The following is a 21,776-nucleotide window of genomic DNA, read 5'->3' on the forward strand; positions in this document are numbered from 1 at the left end:
AGGGCCATCCTTTCAGGGCATCTCCCGCGTCTGCCAGGACCGTTGACGACACCGGTCCGCGAAATCCCGCCTCTCCGGGAATCCACACCATGTTTCCGGCGGCATGTTTCCGGCGCCTGGCAGATCTGCCCCTGGATGAATCGGGTGCGGTCGAAAAGACTGGCGTTGTCCCGATCGTCCGTCAAGGGAAGGGAATGGATCCCATGTCCTGGAGCTCCTGGGAGACACGGCGCCGACACGCCGTCACGTGGGGCCGGCACGCCTTCGGCACCACCCCCTCGCGCGACGCCCGGCGCCTCGCGTGCGCGTGGCTCGCGGCCCACGACTGCGACGGCGAGGTCATCGCGTGTGCCGGGCTCGTCGTGGCGGAACTGGCCGCCAACTCCGCCGAACACGGCGGGCGCCTGGACGCGCTGTGCCTCGACGTCTTCCCTTCGGAGCCCCGCGCTCCGGGCAGCCTGATCGTCGGCGTCTACGACCTCGGCCGGGACCACCCCTTCCACGCGGGCCGGTGCCGGCTCCCCGGCGAGGGGCTGCGGGAGCGGGGGCGCGGCCTCGGCATCGTCGCCGCCCTCAGCCTGGAGTGCGGGGCGGCCCGGCTCCACGACGGCCACCAGCACGTCTGGTGCCGTCTGGCCGTGCCCCCTCGCAAGGCGGCCGGACCCGCCGACGGCCCCGGAGTGCACGGCGGCGGCTGATCCACCGTCACGGCCCCGGCGGCGGGTGCGCCCGCCTCCGGGCCGCTTCACCGGGACGGCTCCTGCGCGGCGGCCTTCACGTCGTCCGTCCGAACCGGCCTCTGGCCACGCACACCATCGAGAACCCGCCGAGGACCAGCAGCGCGGCTCCCAGGAGCGGGTTCGCCCTCCCGTACAGGGACTGGCTGATCGTGTCGTAGAGGAAGTGCGCCAGCGCGAACGGCCAGAGGACCCTGTACCGGCGGTAGACGAACAGGAGGCCTCCCGCCCAGATCACGGCCTGGGCCAGGAACTGGACGCCGTAGTACAGGTGGAAGGGCAACCGCAGGGCGACCAGGACCGCCAGCTGGGCCGGCCACGGCCACCGCATGCGGGTCATGACGGCGACCGGGAGGGCGAGCAGCAGGGCTTCCTCCACGACTCCGGCCGTCGCGGACCAGAGCAGGATCCTGCCCGTGCTCATGCCGGTGTTCAGGACCTCCGAGGCCTTCGCGGATTCCGGCTGCGGGAAGAGGGCGAGGACGGCGAAGGCGGTCCGCATCACCAGGTACGCCGCGGCCACGGCCCCCAGGGAGCCGGCGGAGAACGCCTCCTTCCTGGGCGGAAGCCCCAGCTCGGACCGGCTCAGCCCGAGCCGTCGACGGCCGACGAGGAAGGCGACCGCCGCCACGAGGACCCCGGCGTAGACCAATCCGTCGTAGACGTCGACGAACCAGCCGGGAAGCCGGTCCGCCCGCCCGGCCAGGGTGTAGACGGCCGCCACCGTGGCGGCGCCGAAGGCGGCCAGGTAGCCGAGTCCCACCAGGCTCCAGGCCTGGACGGACCACCGCGGTCCGGGCCGGCCCGTGGGTGCCGGGTTTCCGTTGGCACAGCGATTCATCACGGCTCTCCGGCTGGGTGCAGGGCGAATTCCCGAGTGGACGTCATGTTTTCACCGCCGCGCCGGAGGCAGCCAGGCGCAGAAATGCCGCCGGGCCGCAAGAACCCGCCACCGTTCCGGGCAGCACGATCGGCTGCGGGAAAGCCGCAGGAATCGTGCGGGTTTCCACCGATGCCCCGCGTTCGTCCGCCGATGACGATCGGTTCGACGGTTCTCGCAAAACCGAAACTCGAAAGCCGAGAACCGAGAACCGACAGTCGGAAGACGGGGCCAGGCCCCAGGAGAGGACGTTCCCATGTCACCGGCCCGTTCCCGCACGTTCCCACCGCCCGGCCGCCCGGTGCGGCGCCACCCCGTGCGACACCGTCCCGTGCGACGCCGCCTCGCCCCGATCGTGGCCGTGGGCGCGGTCGCCGCGGTCCTGTCCCAGGTCCAGCCCCCGCCGGCGCAGGCCGCCGCCCGCGCGGACGGGCACCGGCCGGTCGTCTTCGTCCACGGGTGGAGCGGCAACCCGTCGACGTTCGACGACATGAAGAAGTACTTCCGCAGCGCCCTCGCTGAACATCCCGGCGTCATAGCGGTGGTGGTTCGTCAGCGGCCCCAGTGGCAGCGGTTCTTAAAGACCTCTTAGGAAAACTCCGTATCACTGTGTCATGCACACAGGCACTCATGCGTCACCCCTCGCGCGCCCCGCCCGCCGCCACGTCCCGCGTTCCGTCCTCGTCCTGGCGGTGGCCACCGCGCTGCTCTCCGGAACCGCGGCGAGCGCCGTCACCGACGGCTCCGCCCAGCGGGTGCGGATCCACGGCGGGCGCGTCGACGTGCCCGTCCGCGGCGGCACGGCCACCATCGACACCGCCACCCTGCGGACCGAGGCCCGCACCGGCGACGGGCGGGTGGTCCTGCTCTCCGCTGCCGCCGCCTCCGGGCTGGGCCGGGCGAGCGCGCCGGCCAGGACGGCGGACGGCGCCGGCTGGTCGTACCCGGAGGCGGGCCTGCGGGCCGACGTGCGCGCCGACCACGGCCGGTTGCTGGTCACCCTCACCGCCACCGGCGCCGACACCTCGGTGCGCTGGCCGGTGACCGCCGCCGATCCGGCCGCCGGCGCGATCCAGTTCCCGCGCGGCGAGGGGCTGTCCGTGCCCGTCGACGACCCGTTCTGGAACTCCCCCGACGGCGCGCTCGTCGGCGAGGCGCAGGAGCTGGACTCCCAGCTGTCCATGCCCGTGTGGGGCTACACGCTGCGCACCGGCCGGGCCGGCGCCGGCTACATCGTCCCCACCGACATCGGCACGTCGCTGACGTTCGCCTCCCAGGACGGGCGGCTGCGGGCCACCGCCGAGCACGGGTTCGCCGCCGGGAACGGCACCGGTGCGTACACCGTGGCCCTCTCCCTCACCGACGGCTCCCCGGTGGCCCCGGCCGCGGACTACCGCGACTGGCTCGCCGAGCACGGGCAACTCGGCAGCCTGGCCGAGAAGATCCGGAAGAACCCGCAGACCGCGAAGCTGCTCGGCGCCTTCCACGCCTACGCCTGGGGCGGCGCCCGCCGGCCCGCCTACCTCGACAAGCTCAAGGCGCTCGGCGTCTCCCGGCTCTGGCTCGGCTACGACTCGGACGACGCCCCGATGACCGGCGCCGACGTCAGGGCCGCCGAGGCCGACGGCTACCTCGCCGGCCCGTACGACTCCTTCGCCGACGGCCAGCAGAAGACCGAGGACTCCTCCCCCAACACCGTGTGGCCGGACGACGTCTACCCCCGCTTCTGCGTCGTCAGGGCCGACGGGACGCCGCAGCCCGGCTTCCGCAACAAGGGCTGCTACCTGAGCTCCCAGGCCTTCGAGCAGGCCGAGCCGCAGCACCACTACCTCGCCGCCCGCACCCGCTCGCTGGTCGCCAACGGAGCCGGCAGCTACTTCCTGGACGTGGACGCGGCGGGCGAGCTCTTCCGGGACCACGGCCCCGGCCACGCGATGACCATGGCCGAGGACCGCGCCAACCGCCTCGCCCGGATGCGGCGCCTGGCGGACGGCTCCTACGACACGTCCGCGCGGCCGCTGGTGCTCGGCTCGGAATCGGCCGGCTCCTGGGCCAACCAGGTGCTGGCCTTCGACCACGGCGCGGCGACCCCGGTGGACGGACGGCTGTGGGCCATGGAGACCGGGCACTTCGACAACCGGCCGCAGGACCCCAAGGACGACGCCGCCTGGGGCGGCTACATGCCCGAAGGGGCCGCCGCCACCTTCTTCAAGCCGGTGCGCACCGCGGACTTCAAGCCCGAGCACCAGGCCCGGGTGGCCGCCGCCCTCAAGGCGATGTACGACCCGCGCTACCGGGTGCCGCTGTACGAGACGGCGCTGCACGGTTCGCTGGTCAACGCCGAACGGTGGGAGCTGCCCTTCGGGAAGCTGCCGGAGCAGAAGACCACGCGCGCGCTGCTGGCCGTGCTCTCCAACACCCCGCTCAACTTCGTACTCAGCGACAAGGACCCGCGCGACGCGCAGAATCTGCGCGAACTGGCCGCCCTGCAGCAGTACTTCGCCCCGCTGCACCAGGCGGCCGGCACCGAGCCGCTGACCTCCTTCCGCTGGCTGACCGAGGACCACCTGGTGCAGCGGACCGTCTTCGGCGACGGCACGCTGACCGTCACCGCCAACTTCGGCACCACGGCCCACGACGGCCTGCCGGGCGGCTGCGTGGACGCCGCCCTGCGCGGGCGGCCGGGCAGCCAGCTGTGCCCGGCCGACGTCGTCTCCTGACGGCAGGACGGCAGGACGGGGGGACGGCAGGACGGGGGGACGGCGGGCGCTCACGCGCCGCGGCGTTCCCCCGGGAGCGGGATGGCGGCCCGCACGGTGGTGCCGCACCCGGCGCCGTCGGAGGTGAGGGAGAACGTCCCGCCGTACGCCTCGCACCGCCAGCGCATCCCCTCCACCCCGTACCCCGGTCCGGGCGTCGGGGAGGTGTGCGCGAGGCCGCGCCCGTCGTCGGTGACGGACAGCACGACGTGATGGTGACGGTACGCCAGGGACACCCGCACCCGTTCCGCGTCCGCGTGCTTGACCACGTTGCCGAGGGCCTCCTGCACGACGCGGTAGGCGGCCAGGCACGCCTCCTCGTCCGCCGCCGGCGCCGCCCCGAGCCGCTCGCCCTGGACGTCGACGTCCACGATCAGGCCGTTCTCGGCCGCCACCCGCGCGGCCAGCGAGCGGACCGTCTCGGCCAGGCCCAGTCCGCGCAGGGCCACCGGGTGGAGGGTGGCGACGATGCTGCGGAGCACGGCGGCCAGTTCGTCGAGCCGGCCCACGGCCGTCCGGGCGGAGCGCCGCAGCGCCTGCGGGTCCTCCTCGGCGAGGGCCGCGTCGAGCTGGCGGCGGGTGAGGGCCAGGAGCTGGAGCACCTCGTCGTGGAGCTCCCCGGCGATGAGCCCCGCGTAGTGCTCCTGCCGGCCGATCAGGGCCCGGGCCCGGCCCTGGCCGAGCAGCGTCCTCGCCTCGGGCCAGGCCCGTACCGCGTACACCGCCGCCGCCGGCAGGAGGACCAGCGCCGGGTACGCCGCCTCGGCGTGGAACAGCCGGCCGGCGGCCAGGGCGGCGAACCCGCAGGCCACCATGGTCAGCAGCACGCGGACCTTCGGCAGCGCGCGGACCATGACCGCCAGGGCGCCGGTGGCCGAGGCGACGGCGAGAGCGGCGACGGGCCGCACGGGCAGCGGTTCCTGCGTGAGGGCGTCCGCCGCGTAGGCGACCGCACCGAGGAGCGCCAGCGCCAGGCACAGGTTGCGCACGGGGCCGAGGACGTGCGGCCGGTGGATCGCCGGGCGTCCGCGGGGGCCGCTACCCATGCGGACCCTGGGGCCCGGGGGATCCCGGCGGCCCGTCGAGCAGGCCGGTGCGCCGGGCGTGGGCGACGAGGTCGGCCCGGGTGACCAGGCCGAGCCGGTTGCGCAGCGCGGCCCGCAGGCTCTCCACGGTGCGCACGCTCAGCGTCAGGTGTGCGGCGACCTCGCGGTTGGTGTGGCCGTCGGCCAGCAGCGCCAGCACCTGCCCCTCGCGCGGGCTCAACGCCCGCGGGGACACCGGGGCATGTGCCGTGTCCGCCCCGAGCGGGGGCTGGACGTACCTGCCGCCGGCGGCCACCGTGCGTGCGGCCAGGAGCAGTTCGGGGACGGACGTGCTCTTCGACAGGTAGCCCGACGCCCCCGCGGCCAGGGCCCCGCGCACGAGCGCCGCGTCCTCGTACATGCTGTGCACGAGGATCCCCGTCCTCGGGGCGGCCGCGCGCAGTTCGGGAATGGCCGACTGCACCGGGCCGGACGCCAGCACCATGTCCAGGACGAGGAGGTCGGGCCGGCGCGTCCGCACGAGGTCGATCGCCTCGGGTCCGGCCGCGGCCTCCCCGACCACGACGAATCCCTCGGGTTCCAGGAGCGCCCGGGTGCCGGCTCGCACGGTCAGGTGGTCGTCGACCAGGACGACGGTCACGGGGGAGGTCGCGGGGGTGTTCACGGGGGCGGTCGTGGGGGCGGTCGCGGGGACGGTCATCAACCGGCTTTTCGTGGACATCGCATGGGAATACCGGCTCCTTTGTGCGGGGACGGAACGCCTTCCACCCTCCGATACGCGGCAACCACTGTCAACCATTCCCGCGAACGGTTGCCGGAAGGTTGCGCCACGAACTCATGGTGGGGCGGAACCTGCACACTGCGGGAAATCCGCAAGAACACTGCGGCATTTCCCGGATGTGCTCGCGGGCGGGGCGCTGGGATTCTCGCAGTGTCCGGCTCCCGCCCCGGATGTCACCGGCGGGACCACCAAGTACACCGGATCCGAACCGAATTGGAGAAGCACGTGGCCCTCGACCTTCCCCGCCTCCCCCGCCTCCCCCGTCTCCCCCGCGCGGCCCTCGTGGTCACCGGGACGGCGGCGCTGCTGTCCCCGGCGGCCGTGGGCACGGCGGCGGCCGCGGAGAGCGCAGCCCCGTCCCTGAGCGTCATGGCGTTCAACGTGGAGCAGCTGCCCTCCATCACCGAGCTCGCCGGCACCCCGGGCAGCGACCGCCGCGCGGAGCGGCGCGAGGCCGCCGCCGTGGTCATCAAGCGGGAGAACGCCGACGTCGTCGTGCTGGACGAGGCGTTCAACAAGTACGCCCAGGCGATGCGCGCCATGGAGCTGAAGGAGGTCTACCCGTACCAGACGAGCCTGGTCGGCGAATACTGCAGCGGCTCCGGCCGGTGGACGAGTTACGAGGGGAATTGCAGCAACTCGCCGTTCGTCGTCAACGGAGGCGTGACGCTCCTCAGCAAGTACCCGATCCTGGAGTCCCACCAGCTCGTGTACCGGAACTCCGACTCCAAGACCTCCGACTACAAGTCCAACAAGGGCGCGGCGCTCGCGCGCCTGTCGGTGAACGGGCAGTCGGTGTGGGTCGCGGGGACCCACCTCCAGGCCGACGAGGAGGGGAGCAGCCCGGTCGGGAACACGCGCAAGGTCCGTCTCGAACAGCTCAAGGAGCTGCGGGCCTGGGCCTCGAACAAGGCCGGGGGCGCACCCGTCGTGGTCGCGGGCGACTTCAACGTCGAGTACTACACCACGGACCCGAAGAACGGTCACGCGCCCGGGGCGGGCGTCAGCGGTGAGGTCGCGAAGGCGAACGAGGCGCTCGGCGGGGTCCTCGCGACGCCGGGCACCACCGGCTACACCTACGACATGGTCGACAACCCGCGCGCCGGGCTGCGCGACAACAAGGACAACGGCTACGCCAAGTACCGCAACCGGCTGGACTACATCGGCTACATCAAGGGGACGGGCGCCCAGCCCTCCTTCTCCGAGGAGCGGATCGTCGGCTACGACGGGCTCCGCAAGGGCGGCGACCCCCTGGCCGAGATCCCCTCCGACCACCAGCCGATCGTCTCCCGCGTGACCGTCGGCCGCTGAACGGCCACCGCCCCGATCGCCGACGGTTCGTCAACAGACGGATCCGCAGCCAGGCTTGTCCCGTCCTCTGGCGGCATTTTGTGGGTATTCGACACTTCTGTCCCTGTCGGCGGGAGTGCGGGTGCCGAAGGATGATCCATGCCACTCCATCGGACTCCAGCCATTCGACTCGGCGGATCGGACGGCCCCTTCGTCTGGAGAGAGGCCCACCCGGAAGACCTGGAGGCACCAAAGCATGAAACGCACACGGCGCATCCCGCTCAAGTTCGTGGCGACGGCCGTCGTCCTGTCCCTCGGCTCGGTCCCCCTGGCGTCGTCGTACGCCTGGGCGGGCGAGCCGAGCCAGGCGCAGCGGATCTCGGCAGCCGCCGCCCAGCCCACCGACGCCATGGACGGCAAGACGCCGACCGAACGGATCACCCAGCTGCTCACCAGCCTGGACGCGGCCTCACGCAAAGGCGACAAGCTGGAGGTGACGGATCCGAACCAGATCGCGAGGTACGTGCTGGCCGTCTTCGCGTTCGGTGTCAAGCTCGTGCCCTACGGCGGCAGCGCTCTGTCCGGCATGACCGATTTCCTCGGAAAGGCACTGTTCCCGACCGGCAAGCCGTCGGTCGACCAGCTGTGGCAGAAGCTGAGCGACCGCGTCGGGGGGATGATCGACGCGAAGCTCGGCGACTACGACGCGAAGACCCTGCGGGCGAGCCTGACGGGCATCGACACCAACCTGGAGGACTACACCAAGGCGGTCAACGACTTCGCGAAGGCACCCGCGGGAACGGCACGGGACAAGGCCGCCGAGCGGATCCGGACCCTGCACCGGGCCTCCCTGGTCAACGTCCAGCAGCAGATCCCGCAATTCCAGAAGGACGGCTACGCGGTGGCGGCGCTCCCGCTGTTCGCCGCGGCGGCCAACGTGCACCTGGCGCTGCTGGCCGACGGCGTCAAGCAGGGCGCGAAATGGGGGCTCTCGCCGAGCGAGATCAAGGACATGCGCGACAGGCTCACGAACCTCACCACGTCGGGGGGCAATGCCGGGAGCGGCACGAAGAGCACCTCGGACAAGCTCGGCGCCCTCAACGACGCGATCACCAAGGGGCCCTCGCTGGGCGCCTCCGCGAAGTCGGTCGACGTCTGGCGCGAGCAGGCGCAGGAACTCCGGAGCGGCAGGCAGGCCCAGCCGGCCGCAGCGAACACCGACTACGTGTCCTACGTGAACAAGGTCTACGCCGAAGGCCGCGCGAAGGTGAAGGTCCCCGCGTCGAGGATCCTCTCCAGGGGCGGTCCGGACGCCAATGAGCGCAAGGCCTACGCGGAGTACGACACGACGATGAGCCTCAACGTCCTCGACTACGCCAGGCTCTGGCCCTACCTCGTCGACAAGATCCCCGACTCGGCGAAGGCCGGCCTGGACCGGGAACTCTTCTACGGCACGTACGGACGGGGCAACGGCGGCAACCGCTGGGACGGGACGAACATCAGCAGCGCCCCCTGGGACGCGTCGAACCCGCCCACCGTCACGAAGCGCGGAGAACGGATCACGGCCGTACGCGTCTGGGGCTACGACGACGTCGACGCGATCCAGATCAAGTACGGCAACGACTGGGGCGACAAGATGGGCGGCACCGGCGGAGCCCTGAAAGAACTCACCCTCGCCCAGGACGAGTACGTCACCAAGGTCGAGGGCACCTACGGCCAGAAGCTCGGGAAGATCAAGTTCACCACGAACAAGGGCAGCAGCGTGGAGACCGGCGCGGCTCGGCACGTCGACCCCGACACGCGCGACCGCACGCCGGAGACGTTCGCCGTGTCGCCCGACGCCCAGGAGCTGACGAGCGTGGGCGTCACCCAGTTCTCGTCGGAGAAGCCGCCCGGTATCGAGGGCGTCTACCTCGGCTTCCGTTCGCGGCTGGTGGGCTGATCCGGCGTCCGGCCGGTCGTGCGGGGCGCGTGCCGGCCGGACGTGCGGGGCGCGTGCAGGCCGGACGTGCGGGGGCGGCGTGGGGTCGATCCCGGCGTGTCGGGGCTCCGGTCGAGGGTGACGTCGTCCGTCGCCCTCGACCGGAGCTTCGACGCGCCTTTCCCCGGCTCAGGTGTGCGGTCCGGAGGCGTCGAGGGTGGCGAGCAGGTCGCGGGCGCGGGCGGTTTCGGGGGCGTCGAGGTCCTCGAAGACGGCGAGTGCCCGCTGGAGGTGTGCGCGGGCGGTGCGGGAGCGGCCGGTGGCGTGCAGGCAGCGGGCGAGGCCGAAGAGGGCTCCGGCCTCGGCGTGGACGTCGCCCGCGGCGAGGGCGGTGTCGAGGGCTTCCTGGAGCACGCCGGCGGCCCGGTCGTACTGGTGGAGGGCCTCGTGCACCTCGGCGATGTTGTGCAGGGCCAGGCCCAGGCCGTTGGGGTCCTCGTCCTCGCGGTGCATGGCCAGTTTCCGCAGCAGGTAGGCGAGCGACTCCTCGGGCCGGCCGAGCTCCCACAGGCAGATCGCGATGCTGTTGAGGACCGCGGCCTCCCGTTTGCGGTCGCCGGCGCGGGTGGCGGCGTCGAGGCCCTGGAGGGCGTGGCCGAGGCCGGCCTCCAGGTCGCCCGCCTCGGCGGCGGCGCGGGCGAGGTTGCTCAGGGTGGCCGCCTCGCCGCTCACGTCGCCGAGGACGCGCCGCACCTGGAGGGCGCGGGTGAGGTGGGCGGCGGCGTGGTCGGGCCGGCCGAGGGCGGCCAGGCAGATGCCCAGGTTGTTGCGCACCCAGGCCTCGCCGGCCAGGTGGCCGGTGGCGAGGGCGGCCTCCAGTGCCAGTTCGTGGATGTGCTCGTGCTCCCGCCACTGGCAGCGCAGGTGCAGGTAGGTCGACAGCGCGGTCGCCAGGCGCCAGGCGAGGTCGCCGCCGCCCGGCACCCCGGCGACCGGCGGTGCGGCGGCCTTTTCGGCGAGTGCGGCGGCCTTCTCGGCGGCGGCCAGCAGGTTGGCGTGCTCGGCGTCGCACCAGGCCATGGCGTCGGCGCTGCCCTCGAAGGCCGGGGGCGAGGCGGCGGCGAGGGCGGGATCCGGCGCCAGGGCGTAGCGGGAGGGCACGATCCGGTCGGCGGCGGTGTCGGCGCCGGCCAGGTACCACGCGAGGACGCGGCCGGTGGCGGCGCGTTCCTCGTCCCGGTCCGGGCGGGCGCATCCGGCGGCGTAGGCGTGGAGGAGGTCGTGCAGGGCGTAGCGTCCGGGGGTCTTCTGCTGGAGCAGGTGTTCGTCCTGGAGCCGTTCCAGCAGCAGTTCGGTTCCGGGTTCGTCGAGGCCGGCCAGGGCCGCCGCGGCCCCGGGGGTGAAGTCCTGGCCGGGGTTGAGCGGTAGGAGGCGGAACAGGCGCTGCGCGGCCGGGGGCAGGCCCTCGTAGGAGAGGTCGAAGACGCCGCGCAGTGATTGTCGTGAGGTGGCGACGGAGTCGACGCCGTGGGTGTGCAGTTTGCTCAGCAGGTAGGCGAGGGTCCAGGTGGGGCGCGAGCGCAGGCGGGCGGCGGTGAGCGAGACCGCGAGGGGCAGGTGGCCGCAGGCGGCGACGATCGCGGCGGCCGCTTCGGGTTCGGCCGCGGTGCGTTCGGGTCCGGCGATGCGGGCGAACAGGGCGAGGGCCTCGGCGGGGTCGAACACGTCGAGCCGGGTCGCGGTGGCGCCGTCGAGGCCGAGCAGGCTGCGGCGGCTGGTGACGACGACCAGGCTGGACGGGCAGGCCGGGATGAGCGGGCGGACCTGGTCCTCGTCGGCGGCGTTGTCCAGGACGATCAGCGCGGCCCGGCCGTCGAGGCGGTCGCGGAACATGGCCGCGCGGGCGTCGAGGCCGTCGGGGATGCGCTGGGCGGGCACCTCCAGGTGGCGCAGGAAGGCGTCCAGGACGGCCGCCGGATCGGCCGGGGGCAGTTCGGGGTCGAATCCGCGCAGGTTGACGTAGAGCTGCATGTCCCGGTAGCGGCCGGCGCGGACCAGCTCGTGGGCGGCGTGGACGGCCAGTTGGGTCTTGCCGACCCCGGCCATGCCCTCGATCGCCGAGATCACGACGGTCGTCGCGGCGTTGCCGCCGGGGCCGGCCGCCGCGAGCAGGGCGGCGAGTTCGCGTCCGCGCCCGGTGAACGTGGCGAGGTCGGCGGGCAGTTGGCGGAAGACCCCGGCGGTGCCGCCGGTCTTGGCCCCGGCGTGCACCCTGATGCAGGCCGCCCGCCAGCGTTCCGTGCCGGCCTCGTCGACGCCCAGGGCGCGGACGATGCCCACGAGCAGGTCGAGGTCGAGGCGGCGGCGCCCGGCCTTGAAGGCGTCGACGACCGTGGTCGCCGACACCGTCCGCGCGGGCCGCAGCAGCGGCCCCACCCGGCCGGCCAGCACCCGGTAGGACGGCTGTCCGGCCCAGGCCCGCAACTCGCCGAGCAGGCCGATGAGTTCGGCGAGGTCTTCCGCCCGGCCCGGATCCGGCGCCCCTGCCCCTGCCCCGCGAGTTTCCACCAGCGCTGCACCCCCCGGTGACGTCCCCTGTCGCTGTCCGGACAAGCGTACGGCGCACGCCCCGTGGAGGACTCGGTGATCACGCAACTCGCGGACGGGGCCGGGGTGCGGTCGTCGGCGAGCGCGCGACGGCCGACCGAGACGGCGGTCAGCCGACGGCGTGCCCGGCCGCGCGCAGGGCGGCCGTCGCGGCGGCGAGGCGGGCTGCGGGGACCAGGACGAGGTCGGCGTGGAAGGTGGAGGCGGTGAAGACCGGGATCCCGGCCGCCGCCAGCGGGGTCAGCAGCGCCGCCAGCATCCCGGGCACGTCGAGCCCGTGGGCGGTCTGCCCGCCGTAGAACGCGGCCCAGCGCTCCGCGCCCTCGCCCGCACCCCCGGCGTCGGCGTCGGCGTCGGCGTCGGCGTCGGCGGGCCGAACGACGGTCAGGCCCTCGGGGGCGCGGACCAGGGCGAGCCAGTCGCCGCCGGGCACCGGGGCACCGGGGCCGTGCTGCTCGACGACGAACTCACCGGGAAGGACGGCGAGTTGCTGCGGTACGGCTGCGTTCACCGGGCCAGCGTAGGCCCCGCCGCAGCCATGATCAACCGCGGGCGGCCGCGGCGCGGCGTACGGCCGGTCGGCGCAGCGCGGGGCCGCCGGTCGGGGGCCGGGCCGGGTGGCGTGCCTATCGTGGCGTGGTGACCGATCATCGGGCCGTCCGGCCTGCTGCCGCCCGGGCGGGCTACCTGCCGGCCGCTTTCGCGTTCGCCGTGGCCATGGCCGGGACCACCCTGCCCACGCCCCTGTACGGGCTGTACCGGGAGCGGATCGGCTTCTCGGAGCTGACGGTGACGGTCGTGTTCGCCGTCTACGCCTTCGGTGTCATCGGCGTCCTGCTGCTGGTCGGCAACGTCTCGGACACCGTAGGGCGCCGGCCCGTCCTGCTGTGCGGGCTGGGCTTCGCGGCCTGCAGCGCCGTCGTGTTCCTGGCCGCGGACAGCGTGGCGCTGCTCTGCCTCGGGCGACTGCTGTCCGGGCTGTCGGCGGGCCTGTTCACCGGCACGGCCACCGCGTACGTGCTGGAGCTCGCCCCGGCGCGGCACCGGGGACGCGCGGGCTTCGCCGCGACCGCCGCCAACATGGGCGGGCTCGGCTGCGGCCCCCTGCTGTCGGGGCTGCTGTCGCAGTACGCGCCCCGGCCCCTGGTGCTGCCGTTCGTGGTGCACCTGGTGCTGCTCGCCGCCTCGTTCGCCCTCGTGCTGACGCTGCCGGAGACCGTCGCCGGCACCCGGCCGCTGCGCACCGCCCGGCCCCAGCGGGCCGAGCTGACGCCGGAGGTCCGGCGGGTGTTCGTCCCGGCCGGGCTCGCGGCGTTCGCCGGGTTCTCCCTGCTGGGGGTGTTCACGTCGGTCAGCCCCGCCTTCCTCGCCGAGGCGCTGGACGTCCACAACCGGGCCGTCGTCGGACTCGTCGTCTTCGCGGCCTTCCTCGCCTCCACGCTCGGCCAGCTCCTCGTCCCCCGCCTGGGCACCGCGCGGGCCATCCCGCTGGGCTGCCTGGTGCTGATCGCCGGGCTGGCGCTGCTGGCGGGCTCGCTCGCGTGGGCCGTCCTGGCCCTGCTGGTGCTCGCCGCGCTGGTGGGCGGCGCCGGCCAGGGCATGGGACTGCGCGGCGCGGTGGGCGAGGTCGCCGCCGCGAGCCCCGCCGAGCACCGCGGCGGCGCGCTCTCGGCGCTGTTCGTCGTCGCCTACTTCGGCATCTCGGTCCCCGTCATCGGCGTCGGCCTGCTCACCGGGCCGCTCGGCCTGGCCCATGCCGGCCTGGTCTTCGCCGCCTGCATGGCCCTGCTGGCCGCCGCCTCCGGCGCCTACCTGCTGCACCGGGCGGACGCCGGGGCCTGAGCGCCCGTCACCGGCCCAGGTGGACAGCCAGCGACTCGATCGTGCGCCGGCGCATGGTCATCATCGCCACCGACGAACCGTCCGCGAAGTGGAGCCGGAAGCGCGCCATCGCCTGCGTCCTCGGCCGGCGCTCGGCCCGTGCCACCCGGGCCCGGGGCGCGGCCCAGAGCAGGCGGCCGGGCTTGCGGAGGTCCGGGCCCGCCTCGACGAAGGCGACCCGGCGGTCGGTGACCGTCAGCAGCCCGGCCTTCCCCAGGGCCGTCCCGGTGGGGAAGGCCGCCGCCAGGCTCCCCCCTCCCCCGGCGACCGCGCCGATGCGCGCGAGCGCCGAGCCGAACGGGACCGGGTCGGCTCCGAGCGCGCCAACCCCAGCTACGGGGACCACCTTCGCCACGTCCAGCAAGGCCTCGCCCGGCCCCAGCAGCGGCTCCACGGCCCCGCGGTAACGGTTGATCGTCTTCTCGGTCACCCCGGCAGGGCAACGGCCCGGGGCACAGCCGAGTCAGCATCACCGCCGAGACCACCCGGGAGAAGCACGGCCGCATCGGCGCACCCTGGAATCGACGTGGAGATCGTCGGCCTCATGGCCCGTCAGCTCACCGGCGAGAGCACCCCGACGTGACACGGAACCTGAGCCACCAAAGTCAAGGACGAAACGCCCAGTCAGAACTTTGAAACGCCCTGTCCTCTGCCTGCCCTGGCAGCAGCGGTTGTAAGATATCCGAGACATCCTAGGAGGACTCCTTGAGTATCGACCCGCGCCATCTCGAGATGATCGAGGAAGTCCGTCGCACGATCCCGTCGGACTGGAAGGTCGAATTTTCTGGCGACACCGTCATCATGCAGGCGTCGCCCACCGACATTCACCAGCGGAATCTCGCCATTGTGCAGCGCCAGTTCGAACGTCACGCCCCGGACGGTTACCTATTCAGCAACAACACAGATCTTTACTCCCCCCAGGTCTCGAAACTACGCAACCCCGATCTGACCTATCTGCCTGACGACGCCATGACCACGGGCAAAAACACCACCCCCTCGGAGCTGGCGCTGATCGCCGTTGAGATCGTCTCCCCGTCGAACCCCGAGAACGACTGGACCGGCAAGCTCCGTGACTACCCGCTCATGGGAATCCCGCTCTACCTGGTCGTGGATGCAAAGCAGAAGACTGCCACACTCTTCCAAGAAATCGACGGCGATCGCTACCGAATGCGGGAGGATGCCGACTTCGGTCAGCCGATCCACGTCCCCAAGCCCTTCAGCTTCTCCCTCGACACCTCCAACCTGCTTCCCTACTAAGCCTCTTTCACCCTGAGTTTTGGGTCTGTACAAAGAAGGGTCCTGTCACATAATCGGCCAGGGCGCAGACCGGGGTCAGCCAGTCGTCGCCGGGCACCGGGCACCGGGCACCAAGGCGGCGGCACTCGACGAAGAATTCACCGAAGCGGATGGCGAGTTGTTACGGGTCGGCTGCGTTCACCGGGCCAGCCCACGGCCTCACCTCAGACGCCGGCACGGCCGGTCGACACAGTGCGTGGATGTGGGCGTGGGCCGAACCGGGAAGGACGTACCGATGACGGGGCTCGCCGCACTCCCCTGCCTCGGGCGCCAGGCAGGGGAGTCGCAATGTCGCAGCACGGGCCTGATCTCCCGTTACTGGCCACCAGCGGTGGCCAGGGTGTGCCCCAGCAGGGACAACGCGTCGGGCAGCACCCGCCGCCAGAAGCCGTCCGTGTGCAGGCCGTCGGGGAAGTGCGCCTCGCGGGCGCGGGCCTGACGGGCGACCTCGCGGGCGGCGGGGCAGAACGGGTCCTCCTGGCCGCACCACACGCCGAGGGCGCCGGTCTGCATCCCGTCGAGGCGCAGCGCCGGCTCGTGGGCCTGCCAGTCCGTCTCGTCGGCGTAGCCGCCGGTGGTGCGGGCGTCCGCCCAGGTGCGGAAGACGGCCGGGCTGAGCAGCGCGACGGCGTCGAGGTTGCGGCCGGCGTGCGTGCGGCCGATCGCGTACTGCAGGGCGCCGGAGCCGCCCATCGAGATGCCCATCGCGGCGCGCGGCGTGGGCAGTTGGCGGGCGTGCAGCCAGCCCGGGAGTTCCTCGCGGAGCATCGTCTGCGGGTCGTCGCCGTCGCCGGGGGCGTGCTGGTGCCAGTACGTGGCGTCCCCGCCGTCCACCGCGACGACGGCGAAGGGCGGCACGCCGGCCTTGACCGCGGCCGCCAGGAACTGCGGCAGGCCCAGGGTCACCATGCCCTGGGCGTCGTTCCCGCGCCCGTGCAGCAGCACGCACACCGGCAGGTTGGTGCTCGCCGTGGCGCCGGGCGGGAGCATGGTCACCATCGTGACGTTCCGGCCGCGCGCCGCCGAGCGGACCTGCTCGACGTGCACCGCTCCCGGCGCCGCGTCGGGCACGGTGCCGTCCGTGCCGGTCATGCCCAGCGCCTTCTTCAGCGCCACCCCGCCGGGCAGCCACCCGGCGAGCATCCCGCCCGCGGCACCGGCCCCCAGCAGGGCCCCGCCGCCCGCGACGCCGGCCCCGATCCGCAGCAGGCGCCGCCGGGACACCGCGGGGCCGGCGGGCTGCGCCGGGGGCTGCTCGGGCTGCCCGGTGGCGCTGTCGGTGTGCGTGCTCATGTCTGCTGGCCTTTCGCCGTGCGGTCGTTCGGGTGCGGCCACGGTCGGCGCGCGGCGGTCCACGGCAGCGACATGAACACGTTTCCCCCGGTCAGGCCGGTTCGGGCGACCGGCCACCGTAGGTGACGAGGGATCGGACCGCGCGGTTCCGGCCTTCGGTTACGCGGTCGGCGGCGACCTTGTCCCTCAGGAATTCAACATTCCACGGAAAGGCAGGTCTGGGGAATTTTCCCCGTATGCGCGACTATCGACCTGAATAGCTTTTCCGGGACCGGCACAAGAGCGATCCAGCGCAGCATCCCCCCAGGTCAAGGTCATTATGATGCTATGTCACTTACCTGTCATTCAGTCCGGAAAAGTGTCTCTTGCGGCACGTCTGTCCGTCAATTACAGCTGGTCGGACGCATTTTGACGGAAGGCTTGCCCACCGTTGCCCCCGCTGTTTCAATGCTGGATGTCGATGCGGGCGGTCCCGTCGCGCTCGACGGCCGACAGCGTAATTTTCCCGGCGCCATCCACCGCACAAGGGAGAACCACATGCGCACAGTTCGAGCTGCCCTGATGGCCGGAGCGATGCTCGCGGCAACGGTGGCGATCGCGGCCCCGGCCCAGGCGTCCTCCCGCTGCAGCCCGATGAACGGCTACGGCGAGCAGATCTGCGTCGACGGCGTGTCCTACAACCGTGCGGAGGACGTCTCCACGGTCTTCTTCACGCTCCGCGGGCCCTGGACCGACTACCGGGTCTACATGAACGGTACGTCCGACCTCTACTACCCCGGCTCGCACGCGTTCGGCATCAACGGCCACCTGAACACCAGCGTATGTGTGTCCGAGTCGACGTACGGGTGGGAGTGTGTCTGAGCCGACCGGCGGGTTCGCCGGAATCCGCCACTGAGGGAGGGGCCGGGGCGACGTCTCCCGGCCCTTCTCACTGCCCTGGGTAATCCGGGTACTCCGGGTGCCGCACGAAGCGCAGGTCCTGCGGCCGCACCCGCTCGCGCGGTCCCGCCGCGCGCAGCACCACGTCCAGCACACGTGCCGGATCGGCGGCGTACGCGTGCGAGAACCACGCCATGTTCGCCTCCACCACGGCCCAGCGGTGGCCCGGGCGGTAGGGGTCGAGGAGCTGTCCGACGTCCAGGACGACGGCGCTCGGCAGGGTGGGGCCGGCCACGGCGACCAGTCGGGCGACGAACTCGGCGATCTCCGTGGCGGCGGGGTCGCCGTCGAGCGGTCGCGGGTCGAGGCGGCCGAACACCGCGTACCGGCTCGCCGTGGCGATCCGCCCGTCCAGCAGGAACAGCCGGTACTCGGCCGCGAACGTCACCACCTCGGAGAGCAGCACCGGTGTCGCGGGGTCCAGGCCGGCGGGCAGGCGGGAGCCGTCGGCGTAGACGTCCGCCGGGAAGGACTTGTCCCGCGGCGGCTTGACGAAGGTCGGCCGGTCGAGCGCCCACGCGTCCGCGAGGGTTGCCGCCCTGACGTCCCGGCGGGTGAACTCCGCCGGCAGCTCGGCGAGCCAGTCGTCGGCCGGTTCGAGCAGCGCGAACCCGAGCCGCTCCGCCAGCCGCGCACCCGCGAGCGGCCCGCCGTACCAGTGCACCGGACCCGCAACCGGTCCCGCGTCTTGGCCCGCCTCCTCCGCCGCCAGGACCCGCATCCCCCGGCCGGCCGCCTCGGCGGCCAGCAGCTCCATCGTCGACGTCCGCCGCCCCGGCATGACCAGCACCGCACCCCTCCTCCACTCCGCGAAGCCGCCAGGCTAGTGCCACCGCCCCCGCGGCCGCAGCCGGGTATCGGGCAGGACGGGCGTCGGCGGACCGGGACGAGAGACGGCCGGGGAAAGTCGGGTCGGCGCGTTCACCAGCGTGGGATTCGATAGCTCGCGCCAACTAACGGTAGCCGCATGACCGTTGGGCCGGTAGGCCGCGTCGCGGCAGGACCGCTCCCCCGGTGCGGGCCCCGCCCTGCCCGGAGGCGGGGCGGGGCCCATCGGCGCCCGATGCTTACCAGGGCCGGGCGGCGGGTGTCACTTGAGGGTGGGCAGGTACGGGTAGCAGCCGTAGGCGTCCTTGGTGGCCGTGATCATGGCGTCGCCGGTCCGCGGGCCGACGACGCCGTCCTGGTCCAGGCTCGCCCACTTCTGGATGGCCCTGACCGCCCCGTCGGTGTCGGGGCCGAACGAGCCGTCCACGTCGATCGTGTGGTAACCGGTCTGGTAGTGCAGGGAGTTGGAGATCTGCTGGACGCACTTGACGCTGGCGTACGTGTTGCTCTTGCCGTAACCGACCCACAGCGAGCCGGAGTTGGGCACGGCCTGGGCGGTGCCGCCCATGACGCCGGCGGTGACGAGGGCGGTGGTCGCGAACAGGAACGCGCCGCGCCGCCTGATGGAGGTGTTGCTCAAGGGAACCCCAAGAATTGGAATACGAATGATCATCAGACCCCGGACTATACGCGCCCCCTACGGCCGGGTCAGGCCTGGTCGGGGGGCCAGGGGCCGTGGGCGGCGACCTGGGCGCGCAGGCCGCGCAGGGCCTTGGCGGCGGCGATGCCGACCGCGCCCACGACCCGTCCGTCGCGGACGCAGGCGGCGGCGAAGCGGTGCTCGGCCACGGTGCCGTCGACGAGTTCGAAGCGGTCGGCGGCGCCGGGGCGGCCGAAGGCCTGGATCCGCAGGCCGTACTGGTCGGTCCACAGGTACGGGACCGGGGTGTAGGCCTGGCGGGTGCCGTCCGGGCCGGCCAGGAGGTTGCGGGCGGCGTGCAGGGCCTGTTCGGTGGCGTTGGTGCGCTGCTCCAGGCGCCGGTGGCGGCCGGTGTGCGGGTCGGGCCAGGCCGCGGCGTCGCCGGCGGCCCACACGCCGTCGCCCGCGGCGCAGTAGGCGTCGCAGAGCACGCCGTCGGCCAGGGCGAGGCCGCTGCCGGCCAGCCAGCCGGTGGCGGGTTCGGAGCCGACGGCCATCAGGACGCTGTCGGCCGCGAGGTCGGTGCCGTCGGCGAGGCGGACGCCGGTGGCGCGCCCGCCGCGCTCAAGGACCCGGGTGGCCGTGCCGACGTGGATCCGCACGCCGTGTTCGCGGTGCAGGCCGGCCAGCAGGGCGGCGGTCTCGGTGCCGAGGACGCCGGCCAGCGGGGTGGGGGTGGAGACCAGCCAGGTGACCTCGGCGCCGAGGGCGACGGCGGTGGCCGCCGCCTCGGCGCCGAGCAGTCCGCCACCGACCACCAGCAGCCGGCCGCCGGTGCGCAGGTCCTCGCGCAGGGCGAGGGCGTCGGCGAGGGTGCGCAGCACGTGGGCGCCGGCCAGCGGGGTCTCGGCGCCGGGCAGGCGGCGCGGGCGGACCCCGGTGGCGATGACGACGGCGTCGCAGGGCACCTCGTGGCCGTCGGCGAGGCGGACGGTGCGGGCCCGGCGGTCCAGGGCGGCGGCGGCCACGCCCAGGCGCAGGTCGAGCCGGAGCTCGGCCAGCGCGTGGGGCTCGCGCAGGGTGAGGCGCTCGGGCTGCCACTGGCCGGAGAGCAGGTGCTTGGACAGCGGCGGCCGGTCGTAGGGCGGCGCGTCCTCGGCGCCGACGAGGGTGAGGCGGCCGTCGTAGCCGGCCCGGCGCAGCGCTTCGGCGGTGTGCAGTCCGGCGGCGCCGGCTCCGACGACGGCGATCCGCCGCAGTGCGGTCACGCGAGTTCCAGGCGGATCGCGGCGGCGGGGCAGACGTCGGCGGCGTCCTTGACGGCCTGGTGGAGGTCCGCGGGCGGGCGGGCGTCGAGCAGGACGACGATGCCGTCCTCGTCGCGCTGGTCGAAGACGTCGGGGGCGGCGAGGACGCAGCTTCCGGCGCCGCAGCACTTGTCCTGGTCGATGGTGACGAGCACGGGTTTTCCCTTCGGGGTGGGTGAACTGGTATGGGGGCTGGGGGTGTTACCAGGTGACGGGCAGTGCGTGGAGGCCGTAGACGAGCATCTCGCCGCGGAAGGGGACGTCCTCGAAGGGGACCGCCAGGCGCAGTCCGGGCAGGCGGCGCAGGACGGTGTCGAGGGCGATCTGGAGTTCCAGGCGGGCGAGGGGCTGGCCGAGGCACTGGTGGGTGCCGAAGCCGAAGGCGAGGTGGCGGCGGGCGTCGCGGGTGAGGTCGAGCTCGTCGCCGCCGGGGAACTGCGCGGCGTCCCGGTTGGCGGTGCTGACCATGCAGATGACGCCTTCGCCGGCCCGGATCGTCACGCCGCCGACCTCGACGTCCTCGGTGGCGACGCGGGTCAGGCCGGAGTGGACGATGGTCAGGTAGCGCAGCAGTTCCTCGACCGCGCCGGGGACGGACTCGGGGTGGGCGCGCAGGTGGTCGAGCTGGGCGGGGTTGCGCAGCAGGGCGAGGACGGACAGGGCGGTCATGTTCGCGGTGGTCTCGTGCCCGGCGATCAGGAGGAGGCGGCCCATCGCGCCGATCTCCTCGGTGGTGAGCTCGCCGCGCTCGGCCAGGCGGCTGAGGATGCCGTCGTCGGGTGCGGTGCGCTTGGTCTCGGTGAGGGCGACCAGGTAGTCGGCCAGGCGCTTCTGGGCGGCGTCGACGTCCTCGGGCGCGGAGTCGCGGCGCAGCAGGACGCGGCTGCACTCCTGGAAGAAGGCGTGGTCCTCGTAGGGGACGCCGAGGAGCAGGCAGATGACGAGGGAGGGCAGGGGCAGGGCGAAGTCGCTGACGAGGTCGGCCTCGGTGCGGCCGGCGGTCATGTCGTCGAGGAGGCGGTCGGCGATGCGCTGGATCTCGGGGCGCAGCGCCTCGACCTTCTTGATCATGAATTCGCCGGTGAGCATCCGGCGCTGGTGGGCGTGTTCGGGGTCGTCCATCCGGATGAAGGTGACCTGGCCGGCGCCCAGCTGCCGGGCGCCGGCGCTGATGAAGGGGAAGCCGGGGCGGGTGGCGTCGGAGCTGAAGCGGGGGTCGGCGAGGACGGCCTTGATGTCGTCGTAGCGGGTGAGGAACCAGCTGGGGGTGCCGTCCCACAGGGAGACGCGGCTGATCGGCTCCTCCTGCTGGGCCTGCTGGTAGGCGGGGGGCGGGGCGAAGGGGCAGGCGCCGCGGGCGGCGGGGTGGGTGAAGCGGGGGGTGGGTGCGGCCGTGGCCATGGGGGGCTCCCTTCCCGGAGCTTGGTGTGCCGGCGGCTGGTGGGGGCGTGGCGGGGTGGCGGGGTGGCGCGGCGGGGTGGTGCAGCGGGGTGGTGCAGCGGCCCCCGGGTTCATTGCGTGCCTTAAGCAACTAACTCATCGTCACGCTAACTCGCGGTCCGTGGCGGCGA

General features: G+C 73.3%; 20 protein-coding genes. 8 read left to right on the forward strand and 12 right to left on the reverse strand.

Features of this window, described 5'->3' with window-relative positions; translation table 11 throughout:
- The first annotated feature begins 203 nt into the window (after window positions 1-203).
- A complete protein-coding gene (locus ACFVSN_RS36950) occupies window positions 204-698 on the forward strand; it encodes an ATP-binding protein (protein ID WP_387596104.1) in 495 nt (164 codons plus the stop codon).
- Between the two features lie 76 nt (window positions 699-774).
- Here ACFVSN_RS36950 and ACFVSN_RS36955 read toward each other — a convergent pair whose 3' ends face one another.
- Complete coding sequence (locus ACFVSN_RS36955) at window positions 775-1,500, reverse strand: CPBP family intramembrane glutamic endopeptidase (RefSeq protein ID WP_387957830.1); 726 nt, start codon at window positions 1,498-1,500, stop codon at window positions 775-777.
- A 448-nt stretch (window positions 1,501-1,948) separates the two neighbouring features.
- Here ACFVSN_RS36955 and ACFVSN_RS36960 point away from each other — a divergent pair, with 448 nt between their 5' ends.
- Together ACFVSN_RS36960 and ACFVSN_RS36965 are read left to right on the forward strand one after the other, a co-directional pair.
- Window positions 1,949-2,209 carry a hypothetical protein gene (locus ACFVSN_RS36960; protein WP_387957832.1) on the forward strand — a complete coding sequence of 87 codons (261 nt, stop codon included), beginning with the start codon at window positions 1,949-1,951 and terminating at the stop codon, window positions 2,207-2,209.
- Between the two features lie 22 nt (window positions 2,210-2,231).
- Window positions 2,232-4,337: a glycoside hydrolase gene (locus ACFVSN_RS36965; RefSeq protein WP_387957834.1), complete on the forward strand. Its 2,106-nt coding sequence runs from the start codon at window positions 2,232-2,234 to the stop codon at window positions 4,335-4,337.
- A gap of 50 nt (window positions 4,338-4,387) precedes the next feature.
- Here the strand turns inward: ACFVSN_RS36965 and ACFVSN_RS36970 are convergent, their stop codons facing one another.
- Both ACFVSN_RS36970 and ACFVSN_RS36975 read right to left on the reverse strand, forming a co-directional pair.
- Window positions 4,388-5,422, reverse strand: coding sequence for a sensor histidine kinase (locus ACFVSN_RS36970; RefSeq protein ID WP_387957837.1), 1,035 nt, complete (start codon window positions 5,420-5,422; stop codon window positions 4,388-4,390).
- On the reverse strand, window positions 5,415-6,143 hold the full coding sequence (locus ACFVSN_RS36975; RefSeq protein ID WP_387957839.1) for a response regulator: 729 nt from the start codon (window positions 6,141-6,143) through the stop codon (window positions 5,415-5,417). The genes ACFVSN_RS36970 and ACFVSN_RS36975 overlap by 8 nt, the downstream gene beginning before the upstream one ends.
- A gap of 285 nt (window positions 6,144-6,428) precedes the next feature.
- Between ACFVSN_RS36975 and ACFVSN_RS36980 the strand changes: the two genes are divergently transcribed.
- Window positions 6,429-7,514 carry a sphingomyelin phosphodiesterase gene (locus ACFVSN_RS36980; RefSeq protein ID WP_387957841.1) on the forward strand — a complete coding sequence of 362 codons (1,086 nt, stop codon included), beginning with the start codon at window positions 6,429-6,431 and terminating at the stop codon, window positions 7,512-7,514.
- Window positions 7,515-7,749: 235 nt separating this feature from the next.
- Complete coding sequence (locus ACFVSN_RS36985; RefSeq protein WP_387957843.1) at window positions 7,750-9,435, forward strand: insecticidal delta-endotoxin Cry8Ea1 family protein; 1,686 nt, start codon at window positions 7,750-7,752, stop codon at window positions 9,433-9,435.
- 168 nt (window positions 9,436-9,603) lie between these two features.
- Here ACFVSN_RS36985 and ACFVSN_RS36990 read toward each other — a convergent pair whose 3' ends face one another.
- Together ACFVSN_RS36990 and ACFVSN_RS36995 are read right to left on the reverse strand one after the other, a co-directional pair.
- A complete protein-coding gene (locus ACFVSN_RS36990) occupies window positions 9,604-11,982 on the reverse strand; it encodes an ATP-binding protein (RefSeq protein WP_387957845.1) in 2,379 nt (792 codons plus the stop codon).
- A 148-nt stretch (window positions 11,983-12,130) separates the two neighbouring features.
- Entirely contained in the window at window positions 12,131-12,532 is a 402-nt protein-coding gene (locus tag ACFVSN_RS36995; protein ID WP_387957847.1) for an ACT domain-containing protein, read from the reverse strand.
- A 125-nt stretch (window positions 12,533-12,657) separates the two neighbouring features.
- On the opposite strand from ACFVSN_RS36995, the gene ACFVSN_RS37000 reads away from it, so the two are divergent.
- A complete protein-coding gene (locus ACFVSN_RS37000; protein WP_387957849.1) occupies window positions 12,658-13,863 on the forward strand; it encodes an MFS transporter in 1,206 nt (401 codons plus the stop codon).
- A gap of 7 nt (window positions 13,864-13,870) precedes the next feature.
- Here ACFVSN_RS37000 and ACFVSN_RS37005 read toward each other — a convergent pair whose 3' ends face one another.
- Window positions 13,871-14,332 (reverse strand): hypothetical protein, encoded by a 462-nt coding sequence (locus ACFVSN_RS37005; RefSeq protein WP_387957850.1) that lies wholly within the window; start codon window positions 14,330-14,332, stop codon window positions 13,871-13,873.
- Between the two features lie 275 nt (window positions 14,333-14,607).
- Between ACFVSN_RS37005 and ACFVSN_RS37010 the strand changes: the two genes are divergently transcribed.
- A complete protein-coding gene (locus ACFVSN_RS37010; protein WP_387596074.1) occupies window positions 14,608-15,159 on the forward strand; it encodes a Uma2 family endonuclease in 552 nt (183 codons plus the stop codon).
- 354 nt (window positions 15,160-15,513) lie between these two features.
- Here the strand turns inward: ACFVSN_RS37010 and ACFVSN_RS37015 are convergent, their stop codons facing one another.
- On the reverse strand, window positions 15,514-16,491 hold the full coding sequence (locus ACFVSN_RS37015) for an alpha/beta hydrolase (protein ID WP_387596072.1): 978 nt from the start codon (window positions 16,489-16,491) through the stop codon (window positions 15,514-15,516).
- Window positions 16,492-17,028: 537 nt separating this feature from the next.
- On the opposite strand from ACFVSN_RS37015, the gene ACFVSN_RS37020 reads away from it, so the two are divergent.
- Window positions 17,029-17,352 (forward strand): hypothetical protein, encoded by a 324-nt coding sequence (locus tag ACFVSN_RS37020; protein ID WP_387596070.1) that lies wholly within the window; start codon window positions 17,029-17,031, stop codon window positions 17,350-17,352.
- A 67-nt stretch (window positions 17,353-17,419) separates the two neighbouring features.
- On the opposite strand, the gene ACFVSN_RS37025 is transcribed toward ACFVSN_RS37020, so the two are convergent.
- The 5 genes from ACFVSN_RS37025 to ACFVSN_RS37045 all read right to left on the reverse strand — a co-directional run bounded on the left by ACFVSN_RS37025 (window position 17,420) and on the right by ACFVSN_RS37045 (window position 21,606).
- Window positions 17,420-18,187, reverse strand: coding sequence for an ATP-grasp domain-containing protein (locus ACFVSN_RS37025; RefSeq protein WP_387596159.1), 768 nt, complete (start codon window positions 18,185-18,187; stop codon window positions 17,420-17,422).
- Window positions 18,188-18,520: 333 nt separating this feature from the next.
- Window positions 18,521-18,898 carry a peptidoglycan-binding protein gene (locus ACFVSN_RS37030; RefSeq protein ID WP_387596067.1) on the reverse strand — a complete coding sequence of 126 codons (378 nt, stop codon included), beginning with the start codon at window positions 18,896-18,898 and terminating at the stop codon, window positions 18,521-18,523.
- Between the two features lie 68 nt (window positions 18,899-18,966).
- Window positions 18,967-20,166: an NAD(P)/FAD-dependent oxidoreductase gene (locus tag ACFVSN_RS37035; RefSeq protein WP_387596065.1), complete on the reverse strand. Its 1,200-nt coding sequence runs from the start codon at window positions 20,164-20,166 to the stop codon at window positions 18,967-18,969.
- Window positions 20,163-20,360: a ferredoxin gene (locus ACFVSN_RS37040; protein WP_380440429.1), complete on the reverse strand. Its 198-nt coding sequence runs from the start codon at window positions 20,358-20,360 to the stop codon at window positions 20,163-20,165. The genes ACFVSN_RS37035 and ACFVSN_RS37040 overlap by 4 nt, the downstream gene beginning before the upstream one ends.
- 46 nt (window positions 20,361-20,406) lie before the next feature.
- On the reverse strand, window positions 20,407-21,606 hold the full coding sequence (locus ACFVSN_RS37045) for a cytochrome P450 (RefSeq protein WP_387596062.1): 1,200 nt from the start codon (window positions 21,604-21,606) through the stop codon (window positions 20,407-20,409).
- Window positions 21,607-21,776 lie beyond the last annotated feature (170 nt).

Source organism: Kitasatospora sp. NPDC057904, assembly GCF_042887925.1.
Taxonomy (GTDB): Bacteria; Actinomycetota; Actinomycetes; order Streptomycetales; family Streptomycetaceae; genus Kitasatospora.